The following is an 18,079-nucleotide window of genomic DNA, read 5'->3' as shown; positions in this document are numbered from 1 at the left end:
CAGATCAGATCTTGGTGTGGCCGAACTCGTCGACACCCGTCTCGTGGTGGCGGGTCGCCTCGAACTTCTGCGAGTGGCGGTACGCCACGTCGCGGAAGCTCCAGGTGACGAAGCCCAGGAAGACGAAGAACAGCGCACCGACGAGCGGGAACACGAACGCCGGGGCCCCGGAGGCGTGCTCAGCAGCTTCTGCGAGGAAGGTCATCGTTCGGTGCTCCGTTCGGTCGGGGAAAGACGCCGTTCAGTCTAGCCGCGGATCTGGCCGTTCCCGCGCACGATCCACTTGGTGCTCGTGAGCTCCGGCAGCCCCATCGGGCCACGCGCGTGCAGCTTCTGCGTCGAGATGCCCACCTCGGCGCCGAACCCGAACTCCCCGCCGTCGGTGAAGCGCGTCGACGCGTTCACCATCACGACCGCGGAGTCGACCGTCGCCAGGAACCGCTCGGCCGTGTCGACGTCGTTCGTGACGATCGACTCGGTGTGGTGGGTGGACCAGTGCGCGATGTGCGCCATCGCGGCGTCGACGTCCGGCACGACCCGGATCGACAGGTCGAGGTCCATCGACTCGGTCGCCCAGTCCTCGTCGGTGGCGCGCAGCACGCCCGGCACGATCGCCCGCGTGGCGTCGTCGCCGCGCAGCGTGACACCGGAGGCGCGGAGCCGGTCAGCGAGCACGGGCAGCAGCCGCTCGGCCGCCTGTTCGTGCACCAGCAGCGTCTCGAGGGCGTTGCAGACGCTCGGACGCTGCACCTTGCTGTTCAGGACGATGTCGACGGCGCGCTGCTCGGGGGCCGACGCGTCGAGGAACACGTGCACCACGCCGGCGCCGGTCTCGATCACGGGGACCTGCGACTCGGTGACGACGGTCTGGATGAGCGAGGCGCTGCCGCGCGGGATGAGCACGTCGACCAGGCCGCGGGCGCGCATGAGCTCGGTGGCTCCGGCACGGCCGAACTCGTCGATGGTCTGCACGAGCTCGCGCGGCAGGCCGACCGACTCGACGGCGTCCTGGATGCGGGCAACGAGCACGGCGTTCGTCCGCTGGGCCGCCGACCCCCCGCGGAGCACGACCGCGTTGCCGGACTTCAGCGCGAGCGAGGCGATGTCGACCGTGACGTTCGGTCGTGCCTCGTAGATGGCGCCGACGACACCGAACGGCACCCGCACCTGGGTGAGCTGCAGGCCGTTCGGCAGCAGCGAGCCCCGCAGGTGCTCCCCCACCGGGTCCTGCAGGCCGACGACGTCCTCGACCGCGGTGGCCAGCGCCTCGATGCGTGCGGGGTCGAGTCGGAGGCGGTCGACGAGGCCGGAGGACAGGCCGCTCTCCTCGCCCGCGACCAGGTCGCCGTGGTTCGCGGCGACGATCTCGTCGGTGGCGGCACGGACCCCGGCGGCGATCGCCACCAGGGCGGCGTCCTTGACCGCCGTCGTCGCGGTCGCCAGGGCCGACGATGCGGTCCGGGCCGCCACGAGCGTGTCGGTCAGGGTCGGGGCGGGCGCGATCGACGACATGGACCGATTCTAGGTCCGCTCGTCGGCCCGTGACGGGCGTGACGGCGTCTCGCCGGCCGACCGGTCACGACACGTCGTACCACCAACGCCGAGCGGTCGCGCCGCGTCGCTCCGCGCCGACCCCGTCGACTGGTCCCGACCGTTCGACGCAGTCCGTCGGTGAGTCGTGACCGCCTGGAGGCCCGCACCGGTCTCCGGGACACGCGCCGGGCCTCCAGGCGGTCGCGTTCACCACGCCGACCGGTCACCACACGTCGTCCTGCGCCACGCGAGTGGTCGCAGACCGCCGCTCCGCGACCCCGGCGCCGACGGTCTCTGACCAGTCGGCGCCGTCCCGACCGCGAGTCGTGACCGCTCCGGGCGCGGTCCGACCCGTGTCAGGGACGCGGCGCGGCGTGGAACCAGGTGCCGACGTGCTCGCCCGACAGGGCGCGGTCGACGAGGGCCGTGGCGGTCACCAGGACCGACGTGCCCGCCTCGGCCGCGAGTCGCGCTGCCGCGACCTTGGTGCCCGCTCCCCCGGTCCCCACGCCGGACTTGCCGACGGAGCCGAAGGTGACGCCGGCGAGCTCGTCGCCGAACGGTACCGCGTCGATGCGCTCGGCGCCGGGCTGCTCCGGCGGCTTCGTGTACAGGGCCTCGACGTCGGACAGCAGCACCAGGGCGTCGGCACCGAGCAGCCGCGCCACCAGGGCGGCGAGCCGGTCGTTGTCGCCGAAGCGGATCTCGTGCGTGGCGACCGTGTCGTTCTCGTTCACGATCGGCAGCACCCGCAGGGCGAGCAGCCGGTCGATGGCGCGCTGCGCGTTCACCCGGTGCGTGGGGTTCTGCAGGTCGCCGGCGGTCAGCAGGATCTGCGCCGCGACGACCCGGTGCCGGTCGAGTTCCTTCTGGTACCGGAACATCAGGACGTTCTGGCCGGTGGCCGCGGCGGCCTGCTGCGTGGCGAGGTCGTCGGGACGGCCCTCGAGCCCGAGGAACGGGAACCCGGTCGCGATCGCACCGGACGACACGAGCACGACCTCGGTGCCACGGCCGTAGGCGCCGGCCAGGGCGTCCACCAGCGGACCGATCTGGCCGGCGGCGTCACCGCTGACCGAGGACGAGCCGACCTTGACCACGATCCGCCGCGCACGCGGGATGTCCTCTCGCCGGGTGACGGGTCCGAGGTCGGTGCGGGCGGTCGTGTCGGTCATGCCGCGGTCAGTCCTTCTGGTCGCTGGTCTCGAAGTCGCCGGTCTCGAGGTCGCCGGTCTCGAGGTCGTCGCTGGTGACGACGTCGTCGTTCACCCAGAGCCCGGACACACGCTCCTGCTCGAGCTCGGCACGGGCGGCCGCCTTGGCGTCCATCCGCTCGAAGTACTCCTCGCGACGCTCGTTGCGGGTCGGACGCGAGGTCGCACCGATGCGGGCGTCGGTACCGCGCGCGCTCGTGATGAGCTCCGCGGTGGACGTGAGCGTCGGCTCCCAGTCGAAGACCATGCCGCCGTCGCCACCGATCACGACGGTCGAACCGGCGACCGCGCCGGCCTTGAACAGGCCGTCCTCGACGCCGAGCTTCGCGAGCCGGTCGGCCAGGAACCCGATCGCCTCTTCGTTGGTGAAGTCGGTCTGCTGGATCCATCGCTCCGGCTTCGCGCCGCGGACGCGGAAGAAGCGGTGCTCCTCACCGCCCTCGGCACGGACCGTGAAGCCCTGGTCGTTGACCGCGCGGGGGCGGATGACGATGCGCTCGACGACGGGCTCGGCCGCGCGCTTGGCACGACCCTGCTCGACGACCTCGGCCAACGCGAACGTCAGCTCACGCAGCCCCTTGTGCGACGCCGTGGAGATCGGGAACACGCGGTAGCCGCGGCCCTCGAGCTCGGCGGTGACGAACTCGGCGAGCTCCGCGGCGTCCGGCACGTCGATCTTGTTGAGCGCGATCAGCTGCGGACGCTCGAGCAGCGGCACCTGACCCTCGGGGACCGGGTAGCGCTCGAGCTCGCCGAGGATGACGTCGAGGTCGCTGATCGGGTCGCGACCCGGGTCCATCGTCGCGCAGTCGATGACGTGCAGCAGGGCTTCGCAGCGCTCGACGTGGCGCAGGAACTCGAGGCCGAGGCCCTTGCCCTCGGACGCGCCCTCGATCAGCCCGGGGACGTCGGCGACCGTGAAGCGGCTCTCGCCCGACTCGACGACGCCGAGGTTCGGGGTGAGCGTGGTGAAGGGGTAGTCGGCGATCTTCGGCTTCGCGGCCGAGATCGCTGCGATGAGCGAGGACTTGCCGGCGCTCGGGAACCCGACGAGGGCGACGTCGGCGATGGTCTTCAGCTCGAGACTGATGTCGCCCGCCCAGCCCTCGGTGCCGAGGAGCGCGAAGCCGGGGGCCTTGCGCTTGGTGGTGGAGAGCGCCGCGTTGCCGAGGCCGCCCTGGCCACCGGGGGCCACGACGACACGCATACCGGGTTCGGTCAGGTCGGCGATGACCTCGCCGGCCTCGTCGTACACGACGGTGCCGATCGGGAGCGGGAGTTCCTGGACCTCGCCGCTGACGCCGCTGCGGTGGTCGCCCATGCCCGGCTGACCGTTCTTGGACGAACGGTGCGGGGAGCGGTGGTAGCCGAGCAGCGTGGTGACCTGCGGGTCGGCCACGAGCACGATGTCGCCGCCGTCACCGCCGTTGCCGCCGTCGGGCCCGGCGAGGGGCTTGAACTTCTCACGGCGGACCGAGACGCAACCGTTGCCGCCCTTCCCCGCGCTGAGGTGCAGGGTCACGCGGTCGACGAAGGTCGCCATGGTTCCACTCCTGGAAGGTCGTTGCGCCGACGAGATCCGTCAGCGCGTTGTGCCGACGTGATCCGTCAGCGCGTTGTGCCGACGTGATCCGTCGGCGGGAAAAGCGAAGGAGGGGCGGGCACTCGGCCCGCCCCTCCCGCTGAAGCTGATCGTCGCGACTACGCGTTGACGATGTTGATGACCTTGCGGCCACCCTTGGTGCCGAACTCGACCGAACCGGCCGAGAGGGCGAACAGCGTGTCGTCGCCACCGCGGCCGACGTTGGCGCCCGGGTGGAAGTGGGTGCCACGCTGGCGGATGATGATCTCGCCGGCGTTGACGACCTCGCCACCGAAGCGCTTCACGCCGAGGCGCTGAGCGTTCGAGTCACGACCGTTGCGAGTGGAACTCGCACCCTTCTTGTGTGCCATGAGCTGACTCCCTTACGCGATCTTGGTGATCTTGACGCGGGTCAGTTCAGCGCGGAAACCCTGGCGCTTCTTGTACCCGGTCTTGTTCTTGAACTTCTGGATTATGACCTTCGGACCGCGCAGGTCGTCGAGCACCTCGGCGGTGACGGTCACGTTGACGAGCTCGGAAGCCGCCGACGTGATCTTGTCACCGTCCACGAGGAGCACGGGGGCGAGGTCGATGTTGCCCTTGTCGTCCGCCTTGACACGGTCGACGGTCAGGATGGTGCCGACCTCGACCTTTTCCTGACGGCCGCCGGCGCGCACTACTGCGTAAACCACGTGGAAATCCTTACGTAACTCTGCTTGAGGGAAGTCTCGGGTGCCCACTTCTGCACGAGCGGCTCCCGGAGGGCCGGGCCCGATCGGCGACGCAGGCAGAACGGCCCGCTGACACCAGGGATCGAGAATACTCGATCCCCATGGGTCCGGTCAAACGGCGACACACGTACGATTGCACGGTGACCGTGTTGATCGACCCACCGACGTGGCCCGCTCACGACACTCTGTGGTCGCACCTCGTCAGTGATGAATCCTACGCGGAACTCCACGCGTTCGCTGCACGCGCCGGTGTGCCGCGTCGTGCGTTCGACCACGACCACTACGACGTGCCGCTCGCGAAGTACGACGAACTGGTCGCCGCGGGGGCCTCTGCGGTGTCCGGCCGGGAGCTCGTGCTGCGGCTGATCCACAGCGGCCTGCGCGTGGCGCAGCGCGACAAGCGCGCCCACTGACGCGCCGCGCGCGTGCGTCCGGCACGCATTGTGCGAGGTTCTGGAATCGGTGCGGGGCATGCTGGCTCGCACGGTTTCTGCAACCGCGCACGGTGCGGACGGGAGGCCCGGCGCGCCCCCGCCACGCCAGTCCCGCCACACGGTGCGCGGCCGCGTCTCGGGCACGACCGCACGCGCGACCGCGTCGCGAGCGACGACCCGAGGTCAGCGAGGCGCTGGACCGCCCCAGGGGGCGGCCGGCGGCTGCTGCTGGTCCGGACAGTGCTGTGCGCCGTACTGGCCGCCGTACTGCCCGTGGGGGTCCGGCTGGACCAGACCCTGTCCGTACGGGCCCTGCTGCGGCTGCTGCGGCCCCGGCTGCACGGTCGCGGGCGGGACGGCGTCAGCGGGCCGCACCGTCCCCGGTAGGCCGGACGTCGGCGCGGTGCCACGGTTCCGTCGCGGGCGACCGAGCCACAGCCACGCCGCGGTCGCGCTCGCCAGGAGCATCACCGTGAACGGCACGCCGTTGCGGAGCGGGTTCGTGACGACGTCGATGACCAGGCGCGACCCGCCCGAGGTGATCGCACCGAACGCGCCCGTGAAGACACCGACGAGCGCGAGGGCGATCGTCCCGGCAGCCCCGGCGAGCACGGCGCGGAGCAGCACGGTCGGCAGCGGGCTGCGGCGGGCGATCGGCGTCAGGAACGCCAGCGCCAGGAACGCCCCCGCGTAGAACGGGAACGGCGCCAGGAACACCGAGGCGATGAAGCTGCCGACCAGGCTGGCCCCCGCTCCGTAGTGCGCGAACGGGCTGACGACGAGCGACGTCCCGATGAGGCCGACGATGCCGGACACGAACTCGACCAGCACGAGGGACACGACGGCGATGAGCGCCCCGGCGGTGTTGTTCACCGAGGCGCCGGGCGCGAAGGCCCGACGTGGATCGGCCGGTGCACGCGGCGGTCGCGGCGGGGCGTAGGGCACCCCGGCAGCGGGCTGGACGCCGTGCCGCGGCGCGGAACCACCGGCTCCCCCGGGTCCGGGCGGTGCGGGCTGGTGCCAGCCCGCACCGTAGTACCCACGATCCTGCTGCGGGTCACCGGGGTTCGTCACGCTCAGTTCCCCAGGATGACGGAGCCGTCGGTGTCCTCGCCGGATGCGCCCTCGGTCGTGGCCGGGGCACTGATGCTCGGCGACGACACCCGGCGGGACCGCGAACGGCCCTGACCCGGCTGCTTCGGCTCGGGCAGCGCCTGGAGCACGGAGTCCAACAGCGACTCGGCGTCCGGGGCGACCTGCCGCGGCTCGCGCTTCGGGGCGGCGTTGAGCGGGATGTCCAGGATCGCGACCGTGTTGTCGGTCGGGGTCACCGTCGCGCTGGAGCTGACCCGACGGCGGGCCGGGGCCTTGGCCTTCGGCTCGGCGGCAGGAGCAGCAGCCTCGGCGACCGCCTGCTTCGGCTCGGCCTGCTTCGGCTCGTCGCGCTTCGGCTCGGCCTGCTTCGGCTCGACAGCCGCCTCCGCCTCGACTGCGACGGGCGCCGACTCGGTGACCTCGGTGGTCTCGGTCGCGGCAGCGTTCGACTGCTCACCGCTCCGTCCACCACGGCCACCACGGCGCCGACGCTTCGACCCGGTGGGCTGCTCGCCCGCACCGGAGTCGTCGGACGCGGACGTCGCTGCGGGGACGTCGGCCGAGGTCGGTGCCTCCGCCGACGTCGGCGATGCCGGCGAGTCCTCGTGCGGGATCGTCGAGGCGGCGATCCGCGACAACGCGTTCTTCACGTCGTCGGTGATCTGGTGCGCCTGGCTGGACTGGCCGTTCGACGAACCGGGACCCGAGCCACCGCCGGAGTTGCCCCCGCCGTTGCCGTGCCCGTTGCCGCCGTTCCCGTTGCCACCGGTGCCGCTGCCGTTGCCGTTGCCGCCGGCACCGCTGCGCCCCTTGCGACGTCCCTTGCTCGGGCCCGGGTCGGCGTTGTTGTCGTTGACCTTCGCGTTGACCTCGTCGAGTGACTCGCGCAGGCCGACGCCGATTTTCTTGCGGGTCATCTGCACGAGGCCGAGCGAGGTGACCTCGGCGACCTGGTGCTTCGTGCGGTCGCGGCTCAGGCACTCGATCAGGCGACGGAGCACGAGGTCGCGGTTCTCCTCGAGCACCATGTCGATGAAGTCGACGACGATGATGCCGCCGATGTCGCGCAGGCGGAGCTGGCGGACGAGTTCCTCGGCGGCCTCGAGGTTGTTCTTCGTGACCGTCTCCTCGAGGTTGCCCCCGGAGCCGACGAACTTGCCCGTGTTGACGTCGACGACCGTCATGGCCTCGGTGCGGTCGATGACGAGCGAACCGCCGGAGGGCAGCCAGACCTTGCGGTCGAGCGCCTTGTCGATCTGCTCGTTCAGGCGGTACTCCTCGAAGGAGTCCGGGCCCTCGTAGCGGACGACGCGGTCCTTCAGGTCGGGCGCGACGGCCGACAGGTACTCGTCGATGGTGCCGCCGGCGGCCTCGCCGTCGATGATGAGCTTCGTGAAGTCCTCGTTGAAGACGTCACGCACGATCTTGACGAGCAGGTCCGGCTCCGAGTGCAGCATCACCGGGGCCTGGCCACCGGCGACCTTCTTCTGGATGGCCTCCCACTGGCTGGTCAGGCGCTGCACGTCGCGGGTGAGCTGCTCCTCGGTCGCACCTTCGGCAGCGGTGCGCACGATGACGCCCGCGTGCTCCGGCAGGACCTCCTTCAGGATCTTCTTCAGGCGCGCACGCTCGGTGTCGGGCAGCTTGCGGGAGATCCCGTTCATCGAGCCGTTCGGCACGTAGACCAGGTACCGACCGGGCAGCGAGACCTGGCTGGTCAGACGGGCACCCTTGTGGCCGACGGGGTCCTTCGTGACCTGCACCAGGACCTTGTCGCCCGGCTTGAGCGCGGCCTCGATGCGACGGCCGTGGCTGGTGTCGACCGAGTTCCAGTCGACCTCGCCGGCGTACAGCACGGCGTTGCGGCCGCGGCCGATGTCGACGAAGGCGGCCTCCATCGAGGGCAGGACGTTCTGCACCTTGCCGAGGTACACGTTGCCGATCAGCGACACGTTCTCGGACTTGGTGATGTAGTGCTCGGCGAGGATGCCGTCCTCGAGCACGCCGATCTCGATGGTCGACGAGCTGGAGCGGACGATCATCTGGCGGTCGACGCTCTCGCGGCGGGCGAGGAACTCGTCCTCGCTCACGACCTGGCGTCGGCGTCCGGCGTCACGGCCGTCGCGGCGGCGCTGCTTCTTCGCCTCGAGCCGGGTGGATCCCTTGATGCGCTGCGGCTCGGTGATGAGCTCGGGCTCGCGGCGGCGGGGCTCCTGGTGGTCGCGCGGCTCGCGGGGCGCACGGGCCTCGCGGTCGGCGCTGCTCCCCCGACGACGCGAGCGCCGGCGGGATCCGCCCTGCTCCTCACGCTCGTCGGTGTCGTACCGGTCATCGCGGTCGAACCGGTCCTCGCGCTCGGAGCGGTCGTAGCGGTCGTCTCGGTCGTCCTCGTCGCGCTCGTACCGCGCGGCACGGCGCGGCAGCTCCGGCAGGACGGGGGCGTGGAAGATCAGGCTGAGCGTGCTCGTCGCCTTCGGGACGAACGGCTCGGCGGGGGCGGCGGGTTCGCTCGCCTCGGCCGTCGGCTCGGGCTCGGCCGGACGGGAGGCACCACTCGGTTCCGCCACGTCGGCTGCGGGCTCGGTCGGCTCGGCCGTGACCACCGGCAGGTCGCCGGTCAGCGTGCTCACGTCGTCCGGCTCGGCGCTCTGCGCGGAGACGGCCTCGACCGCGACGGACACGGCCTCGGCCGGTGCCCCGTCCGTCAGTGCGAGGGGTTCGTCGACGGGGGGTGCCTGCACGGCGCCACCCTGGCCCTGCTGGCCGGACGACCGGGCGCGGCGTCCGCCGAACAGGCGGGTCCGACGCTTCGGGGCGTTCTCGTCGTTGGTCGTGTTGTCGTTGTTCTGCTCCACCATGGACTGGCGCACTCCTCGGCCCCACTCGCACCCTTGTCAGGCGGCGGGAATTCTTTGGTTGTGGCGGTGGCGTCGACGCCCCGCGCTCGCTGTCTTCGTGGTCGGTCTGCGTCAACTTCTCGTTGCGTCCGCTGCCGTTCCGGTCCGGGCACCCGGCCCGGGTCGGCTCGGCGTCGGAGTGACGCTGTCCCGACCACGGTGCGCTCTCACCGCACCTGATCGTCCGGACACTGCCCCGTGGGGCACTGCCCGGAAAGCTCTCTTCGGTCTGCGGTTGCCCACACGACCTCCGGCCAGTATCGCACGCCGCTCCCGGAAAGGACCGGAAGCCGCATGCGATGATGACGGCGTGAGCACGTCAGCGCCTGCCCCCCGTCGTCCGATCGCGATGGCCGTCTTCCTCTTGATCACCGGGTTCGTCGGCCTGTACGGGTCCTTCTCCCTGGTGCTCGACGAGTTCAAGAAGTACGCCGACCCCGACACGGTGCTCTCGTGCGACGTGAACCCGTTCATCAGCTGCTCGGACGTGATGGCGAGCTGGCAGGGCCATCTGTTCGGGTTCCCGAACCCACTGCTCGGCGTGATGGGCTTCGTCGCGCCGATCGCCGTCGCGGTGATGATGCTCGCGGGCTTCCGCAACGGTTCGCGGTGGTTCTGGATCGCGTTCAACGCCGGCGTGTTCCTGGCCTGGGTCTTCGTGACGTGGCTCTTCACCCAGACCGTGTGGTTCATCGGCGCGCTCTGCCCCTGGTGCATGCTCGTGTGGTCGATGACGATCCCGATGTTCTGGGTGTTCACGATCTGGAACGCCGCGCAGGGCCGCTTCGGCGCTCGCACCCAGCGGATCGGCCGAGCACTGCTCCCGTTCTGCTGGGCGTTCCCGCTGGCGAACTACCTGTTCATCATCGTGACGATCATCATCAAGTTCCCGACCATCCTGACGGTCTTCTGATCCGCTGCTGGGCGTCCTCGATGCGGTTCCGATGACACATCGATGACGCGTCACCGAATTCCTGGACGCTTCCCAGGCAGCACGCCCGATCGGCGTCCGGGCAGCACCTACGCTCGATCTCGATGAGCGAGAACGAGAGCAAGAAGGTCCGTCGCGACGCCGCCCGAGAGCGGGCTCGCGAAGCCCGGGTGCAGGAACAGGCGCGACGTCGCCGCAACAAGACGCTGGGCATCAGCGGCATCATCGTCGGCAGCCTGGCGGTCGTCGCCGTGGTCGTCCTGGTGATCGCGAACTCGGTGCAACCCGCGGGGCCGGGACCGCGCAACATGGCGAGCGACGGCATCCTGTTCACCGGGCAGAGCGGCAAGATCGTGCCCGTCGAGACGAAGGCCACGCCCGACGGTGGGACACCGGCGGCGACGAAGCAGGACGACTCGGTGGCGAACATCACCGTGTACTCGGACTACATGTGCCCGTACTGCAACCAGTTCGAGACGGCGCAGATGGACCAGATCGAGCAGTGGGTCAAGGCTGGCACCGCGACGCTCGAACTGCACCCGTTCAACCTGCTCGACCGGGTGTCCCTCGGGTCGAAGTACTCCACCCGCTCCGCCGCCGCGGCCGCCTGTGTGGCGAACTACGACCCGGACGCGTTCCTGGCGTACAACACGTCGCTCTACGAGAACCAGCCGTCCGAGAGCACCAAGGGGCTGACGAACGACGAGTTGGCGTCGCTGGCGAAGGACGCCGGCGCGACGAACAGCAAGGTCGCCTCGTGCATCACCGGGCAGGACTTCGCCGGGTGGGTCGCCGACGCCACGAACCGGGTGATGAACGACCCGATCCCGAACTCGTCGCTCGACAAGGTGACGAGCACCCCGACGATCATCGTGAACGGCAAGCAGTTCACCGGTTCCCTGACCGACACCGACGCCTTCGCGTCCTTCGTCGAGCAGAACGGTGGCGCCGCGTAGGCGCGAGGCAGCGCGACGACGAAGGCCCCCGCTTCCGGATGGAAGCGGGGGCCTTCGCTCGTGCGGGTGGTGCTACTTCGCCGCGGCGTCGATCGCGGTGATGACCGTGCTGAGGTCGTCGAGGCGCTTGCCGTTCACGACCACGGTCGGCGTGCCGAAGCCCTGCGTGCCCTGCAGCGCCTCGTCCGCGGTGACGAGCTTCGTGGACTTCGTCACCCAGCCCTTGAACTGCTCGGTCGACAGGCACTCGGAGACGCTCGACCCGGTCGCGCCGCCCGCCTTCACGAGCTTCGCGATCTCGGCGTTCGTCAGGCCCGAGGTGCCCTCGGTGGGCTGGTTGTCGAAGAACTGCGTCTGGACGTCCAGGAACTTGTCCGGCGCGTAGTTCGCGACGCACATCGCGGCGTTCGCGGCCCGGCTGGCGTAGCGCGAGCTCTGGTAGCTGCGGTCGAGGATCGACACCGGCTGGATGGCCAGTGTCGCGTCGCCCGACTGCACCTTGTCCAGGATCTGGTCGGCGTAGGCGGCCTCGAACTGCTTGCAGACCGGGCAGGCCCAGTCGACGTACTCGGTGACCGCGACCGCACCGTCGGTGTTCGACGTCGGGACTGCCGACGGGGTGCCCTTCGCGGTGACGGCCTTCGTGGTCACCGGGGTGACCTCGCCGCCCTCGCCGGTGAACTGGATCGCGCCGGTGGCCATGTTCTTCGGCCCGGCAGCGGACACGGCGGGTGCGTTGTTCACGTTCACCACGACGAGCGTGATGATCGCGGCGATCGCGATGATGCCCAGGCCGATGCCGCCCTGCAGGAACCACTTGTTGCGGCGCTTGCGGCGCTTCTCGGCGTCGGCGCGCTGGCGCGAGACCTCACGCGCGTGCTGGCGACGCTCGTTCTTGGTGGGTCGGTCGTTGTTCGTCACGAGTCGTTCCCCCGGCGTCTCAGGCGAACCAGAGCGCGAGCTCGCGCGCCGACGACTCGGTGCTGTCCGACCCGTGCACCAGGTTCTGCTGCACCTTGAGGCCCCAGTCGCGACCGAGGTCGCCACGGATGGTGCCGGGTGCGGCGCTGGTGGGGTCGGTGGTGCCGGCGAGCGACCGGAAGCCGGCGATCACGCCGTTGCCGGCGACGCGCACGGCGACGACCGGACCGGACTGCATGAACTCGACGAGCGGCTCGAAGAACGGCTTGCCCTGGTGCTCCTCGTAGTGCGCGTCCAACAGGTCGCGCGGCGCGGTGAGCATCTTCAGGTCGACGATCTCGTAGCCCTTCGACTCGATACGGCGGAGGATCTCACCGGTGAGCTGGCGGGCGACGCCGTCGGGCTTGACGAGGACGAGGGTCTCTTCGAGGTCGGACACGCAGTACTCCTAGTGTGTTCGCGGGATCGGAGGGGTGGTCAGTCCTCGCCCATGGCGGCCCGGCGCGCGGCGTTCTGACGGTCGAGCTGACCGCCCTTGACGAAGCAGAAGACCCACAGCGCCAGGAACACCACGGCGACCGCGAACATGAACGGTTCGATGAACCCGGTGGCGAGGATGGCCGCCTGCAGCAGCCACCCGAACCCTACACCGGCGGGGTTGCCGGTCAGGCGTGAGGCCAGCGCCAGCACGATCATCGCGCCGATGCCGCCGCCGAACGCCAGGGCCGGCGGCAGGGTCCCCTTGCCGAACACGACGAGCATCGGGAAGAAGAACATGATCGCCTCGAGCACGAGCGCGATCGACAGCAGGCTCTCCTGCGCCCCGCGGTCGCGTCGCGGCTTCCGGGTGCGCGGTGCGCGCCCCGGCCGGGAGGCCCTTGGTGCGTTCGTCACTTCGTCTCGCCTTCCCGGTGGACCAGGTCCATGACCGCACCCACCATCACGATGGAGCCCGCGACGAGCACGAGGGCGTCCTCGGCGTCCGCCTCCTCCGCCAGGTCGCGTGCCTGCTGCAGCGCGGCGGCGAGCGACGGTTCGACGACGACACGGTCCGCGCCGACCTCGTCCACGACGACCTTCGCGAAGGCGTCGGCGTCGAGGGCACGCTCCCCCGGGGGCTGCGTGACGACGAAGGTCTCGACGGTGCCCTTCAGCGCGCGGACGAACCCTCGGGCGTCCTTGTCGCCGAGGATCCCGACGACGCCGACGACGTGCTCGGACGGGAACGCCACGAGCAGGGCCTCCGCCAGGGCCTTGGCACCGTGCGGGTTGTGCGCCGCGTCGACCACGACGGTCGGGTCGGTGGCGATCGGCTGGAGGCGGCCGGGGCTGGTGGCACCGGCGAGGCCCTCGGACAGGACGTCCTCGTCGAGCGCCTGGGTGCCCCGACCGATGAACGACTCGACCGCGGCGATCGCGACGGCCGCGTTGTGCGCCTGGTGCCGGCCGAACAGCGGCAGGAACAGGTCGTCGTAGCGGCCGGCGATGCCCTGCACGGTGATGAGCTGACCGCCCACCGCTGGGGTGACGTCGACGAGCGAGAACCCGGTCCCCTCGACCGCCAGCGTCGACTCGGTGAGCTCGGCGGCACGCTCGAGTTCGACGAGCGCCTCGGGGACCTGCTCGCTCGACACCACGGCGGACGACGGCTTGATGATCCCGGACTTGGTCCGCGCGATCTCCGCCACGGTGCTGCCGAGCTGCTTCGCGTGGTCGATGGCGATCGGCGTGAACACCGCGACCTGGCTCTGCACGACGTTGGTGGAGTCCCACTCGCCGCCCATGCCGACCTCGATCACGGCGACGTCGACCGGCGCCTCGGCGAAGCACGCCAGGGCCAGGACGGTCAGGGCCTCGAAGAAGGTGAGCGGGAGCTCACCCTTGGCGGTGAGCTCCTGGTCGGTCAGTTCGAGGACCGGGGCGATGTCGTCCCAGTTCTCGACGAGCCGGCTCGGCTCGATCGGCTGTCCGTCGATGACGATGCGCTCCCGGATCGACACCAGGTGCGGGCTCGTCATCAGGCCGGTGCGCAGACCGTGGGCACGGACGATGCTCTCGGTCGTGCGCGCGGTGGACGTCTTGCCGTTCGTGCCGGTGATGTGGATCACCGGGTAGGCCAGGTGCGGATCGCCGAGCAGCTCGACGGCGCGACGGGTCGCGGTCAGGCGGTGCTCGGGCGACTGCTCGCCGATCCGGGCGTACAGGGCGGCCTCGACGCGCTTGACCTCGTCGTCGTCACCGCCGTACGGCACGGCCTCGACCGGGGCGTCACCGGACGGCCCCACCGGGATCCGGATGCCGTCCTCGTCGTGCTGGTCGTGTTCGTCGTGCTGGTCGTCGTCGCTCATGCGCGTGACACCTCCACGGTCACCTTCGCGCCGTCACCGACATCGGTGGTGGCGCCTGCCCCGAGGGGCACGATCTCGACGCTCGTCGCCAGGGTCTCCCCCGCGATGAGCTGCTGGTGGGTGCGCACCGACGCGTCGGCGGCATCGTCGACCCCGAGGGTCAGGACGATGCGGTCGCTGACGTCCAGGTCGGCGTCGCGTCGGGCCTGCTGGACGGCGCGGACGACGTCGCGGGCGAGTCCCTCGGCCTCGAGCTCGGGCGTGGTCACGGTGTCGAGCACCACGAAGCCGCCCTCGTCGAGGAACGCCACGGCGACCGACGGGTCGGCGACGGTGAGGTCGAGCGTGTACTCGCCCTCGACCAGGTCGACACCGCCGACGGTGACGCCGGACTCGGTCGCGGTCCAGTCGCCCTTCTTCGCGGCCGGGATCACCTGCTGCACGGCCTTGCCGATACGCGGGCCGGCGACGCGGGCGTTGACGGTGAGCTTCCGCTCGATGCCGTACTGCGCCAGTGATTCCTCGGCCTGCGCCTCGAGCAGGACCCGCTTGACGTTCAGCTCGTCGCGCAGGATGTCGGCGAACGGTTCGACCGCCGCCGGGTCCGGCACCACGAGGGTGAGCGTGGCGAGCGGCAGCCGGACGCGCTTGCCGGTCGCCTTCCGGAGCGCGAGGCCCTTCGAGGCGACGTCGCGCACGCGGTCCATCGCCGCGACGAGGGCGTCGTCGGCGGGGAACTCGGCCGCGTCGGGGAAGTCCGTCAGGTGCACGCTCCGACCACCGGTCAGGCCCTTCCAGATCTCCTCGGTGACGAGCGGGGCGAGCGGGGCCGCCACACGGGTCAGGGTCTCGAGCACCGTGTACAGCGTGTCGAACGCGGCACGGGCGTCGTCCGCTGCCACGCCGTCGGCTCCGGTCCAGAACTTGTCGCGCGACCGGCGGACGTACCAGTTCGTCAGCACGTCGGCGAAGTCGCGGACCGCTTGGGCCGCGAGCGGGGTGTCGAGCGCGTCGAGGTGCTGCTGCACGTCGGACACGAGCACCCGGGTCTTCGCGAGCAGGTACCGGTCGAGGACGTCGGTGCTGTCCGTTCGACGGGACGCCTGGTACCCGTCGGGTCCGGAGGCGTTCGCGTAGAGGGTGAAGAAGTAGTACGTCGACCACAGCGGCAGCATGAACTCGCGGACGCCCTGGCGGATGCCCTCTTCGGTGACGACGAGGTTGCCGCCGCGGATCACCGACGAGGACATCAGGAACCAGCGCATGGCGTCGGCACCGTCGCGGTCGAACACCTCGGAGACGTCCGGGTAGTTCCGCAGCGACTTCGACATCTTCTGCCCGTCCGAGCCGAGGACGATGCCGTGGCTGATGACGTTCTGGAAGGCCGGTCGGTCGAACAGCGCGGTGGACAGCACGTGCATGACGTAGAACCAGCCGCGGGTCTGCCCGATGTACTCGACGATGAAGTCGGCCGGGTTGTGCGACTCGAACCACTCCCGGTTCTCGAACGGGTAGTGCACCTGGGCGTACGGCATCGACCCGGAGTCGAACCAGACGTCGAACACGTCGGTGATCCGGCGCATCGTCGAGTTCCCCGTGGGGTCGTCGGGGTTCGGGCGGGTCAGGTCGTCGATGAACGGGCGGTGCAGGTCGACCTCGCCGTCGGCGTTCAGCGGCAGGCGGCCGAAGTCGCGCTCGATGTCCTCGAGCGAGCCGTACACGTCGGTGCGCGGGTACTCGGGGTCGTCGGACTGCCACACCGGGATCGGCGTGCCGAAGTAGCGGTTGCGCGACACCGACCAGTCGATGGCGTTGCCGACCCACTTGCCGAACTGGCCGTCCTTGACGTTCTCCGGCACCCAGTTGATGTCCTGGTTGAGCTCGCCCATGCGGTCGCGGAAGTCGGTGACCCGCACGAACCACGACGACACGGCCTTGTAGATGAGGGGCTTCCGGCACCGCCAGCAGTGCGGGTAGCTGTGCTCGTAGGACGCCTGGCGGAGCAGTCGACCGGCGTCACGGACGGCCTTGGTGAGGGGCTTGTTCGCGTCGGACCAGAGCATGCCGGCGACCTCGCCGAACTGCGAGGTGAAGACCCCGCCCTCGTCGAGGGAGAGCACCACGGGGATGCCGGCGGCGGCGCAGACCACCTGGTCGTCGGCACCGTAGGCCGGGGCCTGGTGCACGATGCCGGTGCCCTCGCCGGTCTCGACGTAGTCGGCGACCAGGATGCGCCAGGCGTGCTCCATTCCCTCGGTCTCGGCGAGGAAGTCGAACAGGCGCTCGTACTCGACGCCGTCGAGCTCAGCACCCGTCAGGGTGCGGACGACCGCGGCAGCGGCGTCCTCGGCCGTCTCGTAGCCGAGGTCCTTCGCGTAGGCGGCCACGGTGTCCGAAGCCAACAGGTAGTGGACGGAACCGGCGTCCGCACCGTCAGCTGCGCCTCCCGGCCCCGCAGGGAGCACCACGTACGAGACCGCAGGCCCGACGGCCAGCGCGGCGTTCGTGGGAAGGGTCCAGGGGGTCGTCGTCCAGGCGAGCGCACGCACGCCGGCCAGCCCGAGCGACTCGGCACGCGCTCCCTGCAGCGGGAACGACACCGTGACGGACTGGTCCTGGCGCATCTTGTAGACGTCGTCGTCCATGCGCAGCTCGTGGTTCGACAGCGGCGTCTGGTCGTTCCAGCAGTACGGCAGGACCCGGAAGCCCTCGTACGCCAGGCCCTTGTCCCAGAGCTGCTTCCACGCCCACAGCACGCTCTCCATGAACGTGGTGTCGAGCGTCTTGTAGTCGTCCTCGAAGTCGACCCAGCGCGCCTGGCGGGTGACGTACTGCTGCCACTCGTCGGTGTACTGCAGCACGGACTTCTTGGCGGCGGCGTTGAACACGTCGACGCCCATCTCGTCGATCTCGTGCTTCTCGGTGATGCCGAGCTGGCGCATCGCCTCGAGCTCGGCGGGCAGCCCGTGGGTGTCCCAGCCGAAGCGGCGGTGCACCTGCTTGCCGCGCATGGTCTGGTAGCGCGGGAAGACGTCCTTCGCGTACCCGGTCAGCAGGTGACCGTAGTGCGGCAGGCCGTTCGCGAACGGCGGGCCGTCGTAGAAGGTCCACTCGTCGCAGCCCTGGCGCTGGTCGATCGACGCCTGGAACGTGTCGTCGCTCTTCCAGAAGGCGAGGATCCCCCGCTCGACGGCGGGGAAGGACGGCGAGGGGACGACGCCATCGGCATCGGCGTTCAACGGGTACGGCACCGGGACTCCTTGTGGGTTCGCTCGATCTCCACGAGGACGGAGCACGCTCCGCGGTACCACCTCGCTTGCCACGACGTGCTGTCCGCACGTCACGACCGCTCGTGTTCGGGTTCGGTGCGGCCCGGTCCGCCCGGTTCTACTGACGAGCCGCTCGCGCGGACCGCGTTCTTCCGGGAGCTCCCCGGT

At 70.4% G+C, this 18,079-nt stretch carries 16 protein-coding genes; 3 read left to right on the top strand and 13 right to left on the bottom strand.

The features are described 5' to 3' along the window. Positions 1–4: 4 nt before the first annotated feature. The 6 genes from DEJ14_RS05885 to rplU all read right to left on the bottom strand — a co-directional run bounded on the left by DEJ14_RS05885 (position 5) and on the right by rplU (position 5,021). Positions 5–205, bottom strand: coding sequence for a hypothetical protein (locus DEJ14_RS05885; RefSeq protein ID WP_111084539.1), 201 nt, complete (start codon positions 203–205; stop codon positions 5–7). A gap of 41 nt (positions 206–246) precedes the next feature. After that, positions 247–1,512, bottom strand: coding sequence for a glutamate-5-semialdehyde dehydrogenase (locus tag DEJ14_RS05880; protein WP_111084538.1), 1,266 nt, complete (start codon positions 1,510–1,512; stop codon positions 247–249). A 377-nt stretch (positions 1,513–1,889) separates the two neighbouring features. Next, complete coding sequence (gene proB, locus DEJ14_RS05875; RefSeq protein ID WP_258373202.1) at positions 1,890–2,708, bottom strand: glutamate 5-kinase; 819 nt, start codon at positions 2,706–2,708, stop codon at positions 1,890–1,892. Between the two features lie 7 nt (positions 2,709–2,715). Further along, the gene (obgE, locus tag DEJ14_RS05870) at positions 2,716–4,290 is read right to left on the bottom strand and encodes a GTPase ObgE (protein WP_111084537.1); all 1,575 of its coding nucleotides are present in this window, start codon (positions 4,288–4,290) and stop codon (positions 2,716–2,718) included. Positions 4,291–4,448: 158 nt separating this feature from the next. Beyond that, positions 4,449–4,700: a 50S ribosomal protein L27 gene (gene rpmA, locus DEJ14_RS05865; RefSeq protein ID WP_071257351.1), complete on the bottom strand. Its 252-nt coding sequence runs from the start codon at positions 4,698–4,700 to the stop codon at positions 4,449–4,451. A 12-nt stretch (positions 4,701–4,712) separates the two neighbouring features. Beyond that, on the bottom strand, positions 4,713–5,021 hold the full coding sequence (rplU, locus tag DEJ14_RS05860; RefSeq protein WP_111084536.1) for a 50S ribosomal protein L21: 309 nt from the start codon (positions 5,019–5,021) through the stop codon (positions 4,713–4,715). Positions 5,022–5,200: 179 nt separating this feature from the next. Between rplU and DEJ14_RS05855 the strand changes: the two genes are divergently transcribed. Further along, on the top strand, positions 5,201–5,473 hold the full coding sequence (locus tag DEJ14_RS05855; protein ID WP_111084535.1) for a DUF4031 domain-containing protein: 273 nt from the start codon (positions 5,201–5,203) through the stop codon (positions 5,471–5,473). A gap of 204 nt (positions 5,474–5,677) precedes the next feature. Here the strand turns inward: DEJ14_RS05855 and DEJ14_RS05850 are convergent, their stop codons facing one another. Beyond that, positions 5,678–6,568, bottom strand: a complete 891-nt coding sequence (locus DEJ14_RS05850; protein ID WP_111084534.1) for a hypothetical protein — start codon at positions 6,566–6,568, stop codon at positions 5,678–5,680. A gap of 2 nt (positions 6,569–6,570) precedes the next feature. Beyond that, positions 6,571–9,447 (bottom strand): Rne/Rng family ribonuclease, encoded by a 2,877-nt coding sequence (locus DEJ14_RS05845; protein ID WP_111084533.1) that lies wholly within the window; start codon positions 9,445–9,447, stop codon positions 6,571–6,573. Positions 9,448–9,796: 349 nt separating this feature from the next. On the opposite strand from DEJ14_RS05845, the gene DEJ14_RS05840 reads away from it, so the two are divergent. After that, positions 9,797–10,399, top strand: coding sequence for a vitamin K epoxide reductase family protein (locus DEJ14_RS05840; RefSeq protein WP_243837081.1), 603 nt, complete (start codon positions 9,797–9,799; stop codon positions 10,397–10,399). Between the two features lie 122 nt (positions 10,400–10,521). Next, positions 10,522–11,373, top strand: a complete 852-nt coding sequence (locus DEJ14_RS05835; protein ID WP_111084531.1) for a DsbA family protein — start codon at positions 10,522–10,524, stop codon at positions 11,371–11,373. Positions 11,374–11,445: 72 nt separating this feature from the next. Here the strand turns inward: DEJ14_RS05835 and DEJ14_RS05830 are convergent, their stop codons facing one another. Genes DEJ14_RS05830 through ileS form a run of 5 tightly spaced genes read right to left on the bottom strand, consistent with a single transcriptional unit; the run spans position 11,446 to position 17,893 of the window. After that, positions 11,446–12,294 carry a DsbA family protein gene (locus tag DEJ14_RS05830; RefSeq protein WP_111084530.1) on the bottom strand — a complete coding sequence of 283 codons (849 nt, stop codon included), beginning with the start codon at positions 12,292–12,294 and terminating at the stop codon, positions 11,446–11,448. A gap of 19 nt (positions 12,295–12,313) precedes the next feature. Then, positions 12,314–12,733: a nucleoside-diphosphate kinase gene (gene ndk / locus DEJ14_RS05825; RefSeq protein WP_111084529.1), complete on the bottom strand. Its 420-nt coding sequence runs from the start codon at positions 12,731–12,733 to the stop codon at positions 12,314–12,316. 38 nt (positions 12,734–12,771) lie between these two features. Continuing rightward, positions 12,772–13,188 (bottom strand): DUF4233 domain-containing protein, encoded by a 417-nt coding sequence (locus DEJ14_RS05820; RefSeq protein ID WP_111084528.1) that lies wholly within the window; start codon positions 13,186–13,188, stop codon positions 12,772–12,774. Further along, the gene (locus DEJ14_RS05815; RefSeq protein WP_258373199.1) at positions 13,185–14,642 is read right to left on the bottom strand and encodes a bifunctional folylpolyglutamate synthase/dihydrofolate synthase; all 1,458 of its coding nucleotides are present in this window, start codon (positions 14,640–14,642) and stop codon (positions 13,185–13,187) included. Before DEJ14_RS05815 ends, DEJ14_RS05820 begins: the two co-directional genes overlap by 4 nt. Continuing rightward, complete coding sequence (gene ileS, locus DEJ14_RS05810) at positions 14,639–17,893, bottom strand: isoleucine--tRNA ligase (protein WP_111084527.1); 3,255 nt, start codon at positions 17,891–17,893, stop codon at positions 14,639–14,641. The genes DEJ14_RS05815 and ileS overlap by 4 nt, the downstream gene beginning before the upstream one ends. Positions 17,894–18,079: the final 186 nt, after the last annotated feature.

This window comes from Curtobacterium sp. MCJR17_020 (assembly GCF_003234365.2).
Taxonomy (GTDB): Bacteria; Actinomycetota; Actinomycetes; order Actinomycetales; family Microbacteriaceae; genus Curtobacterium.
This window is presented reverse-complemented; position numbering and strand designations above follow the sequence as displayed.

Excerpts from the sequence above, each read along its gene's own strand:
- obgE (WP_111084537.1), bottom strand. The coding sequence starts at position 4,290 with ATGGCGACCTTCGTCGACCGCGTGACCCTGCACCTCAGCGCGGGGAAG.
- DEJ14_RS05835 (WP_111084531.1), top strand. The coding sequence starts at position 10,522 with ATGAGCGAGAACGAGAGCAAGAAGGTCCGTCGCGACGCCGCCCGAGAG.
- DEJ14_RS05845 (WP_111084533.1), bottom strand. The coding sequence starts at position 9,447 with ATGGTGGAGCAGAACAACGACAACACGACCAACGACGAGAACGCCCCG.
- DEJ14_RS05880 (WP_111084538.1), bottom strand. The coding sequence starts at position 1,512 with ATGTCGTCGATCGCGCCCGCCCCGACCCTGACCGACACGCTCGTGGCG.
- DEJ14_RS05815 (WP_258373199.1), bottom strand. The coding sequence starts at position 14,642 with ATGAGCGACGACGACCAGCACGACGAACACGACCAGCACGACGAGGAC.
- rpmA (WP_071257351.1), bottom strand. The coding sequence starts at position 4,700 with ATGGCACACAAGAAGGGTGCGAGTTCCACTCGCAACGGTCGTGACTCG.
- DEJ14_RS05885 (WP_111084539.1), bottom strand. The coding sequence starts at position 205 with ATGACCTTCCTCGCAGAAGCTGCTGAGCACGCCTCCGGGGCCCCGGCG.
- proB (WP_258373202.1), bottom strand. The coding sequence starts at position 2,708 with ATGACCGACACGACCGCCCGCACCGACCTCGGACCCGTCACCCGGCGA.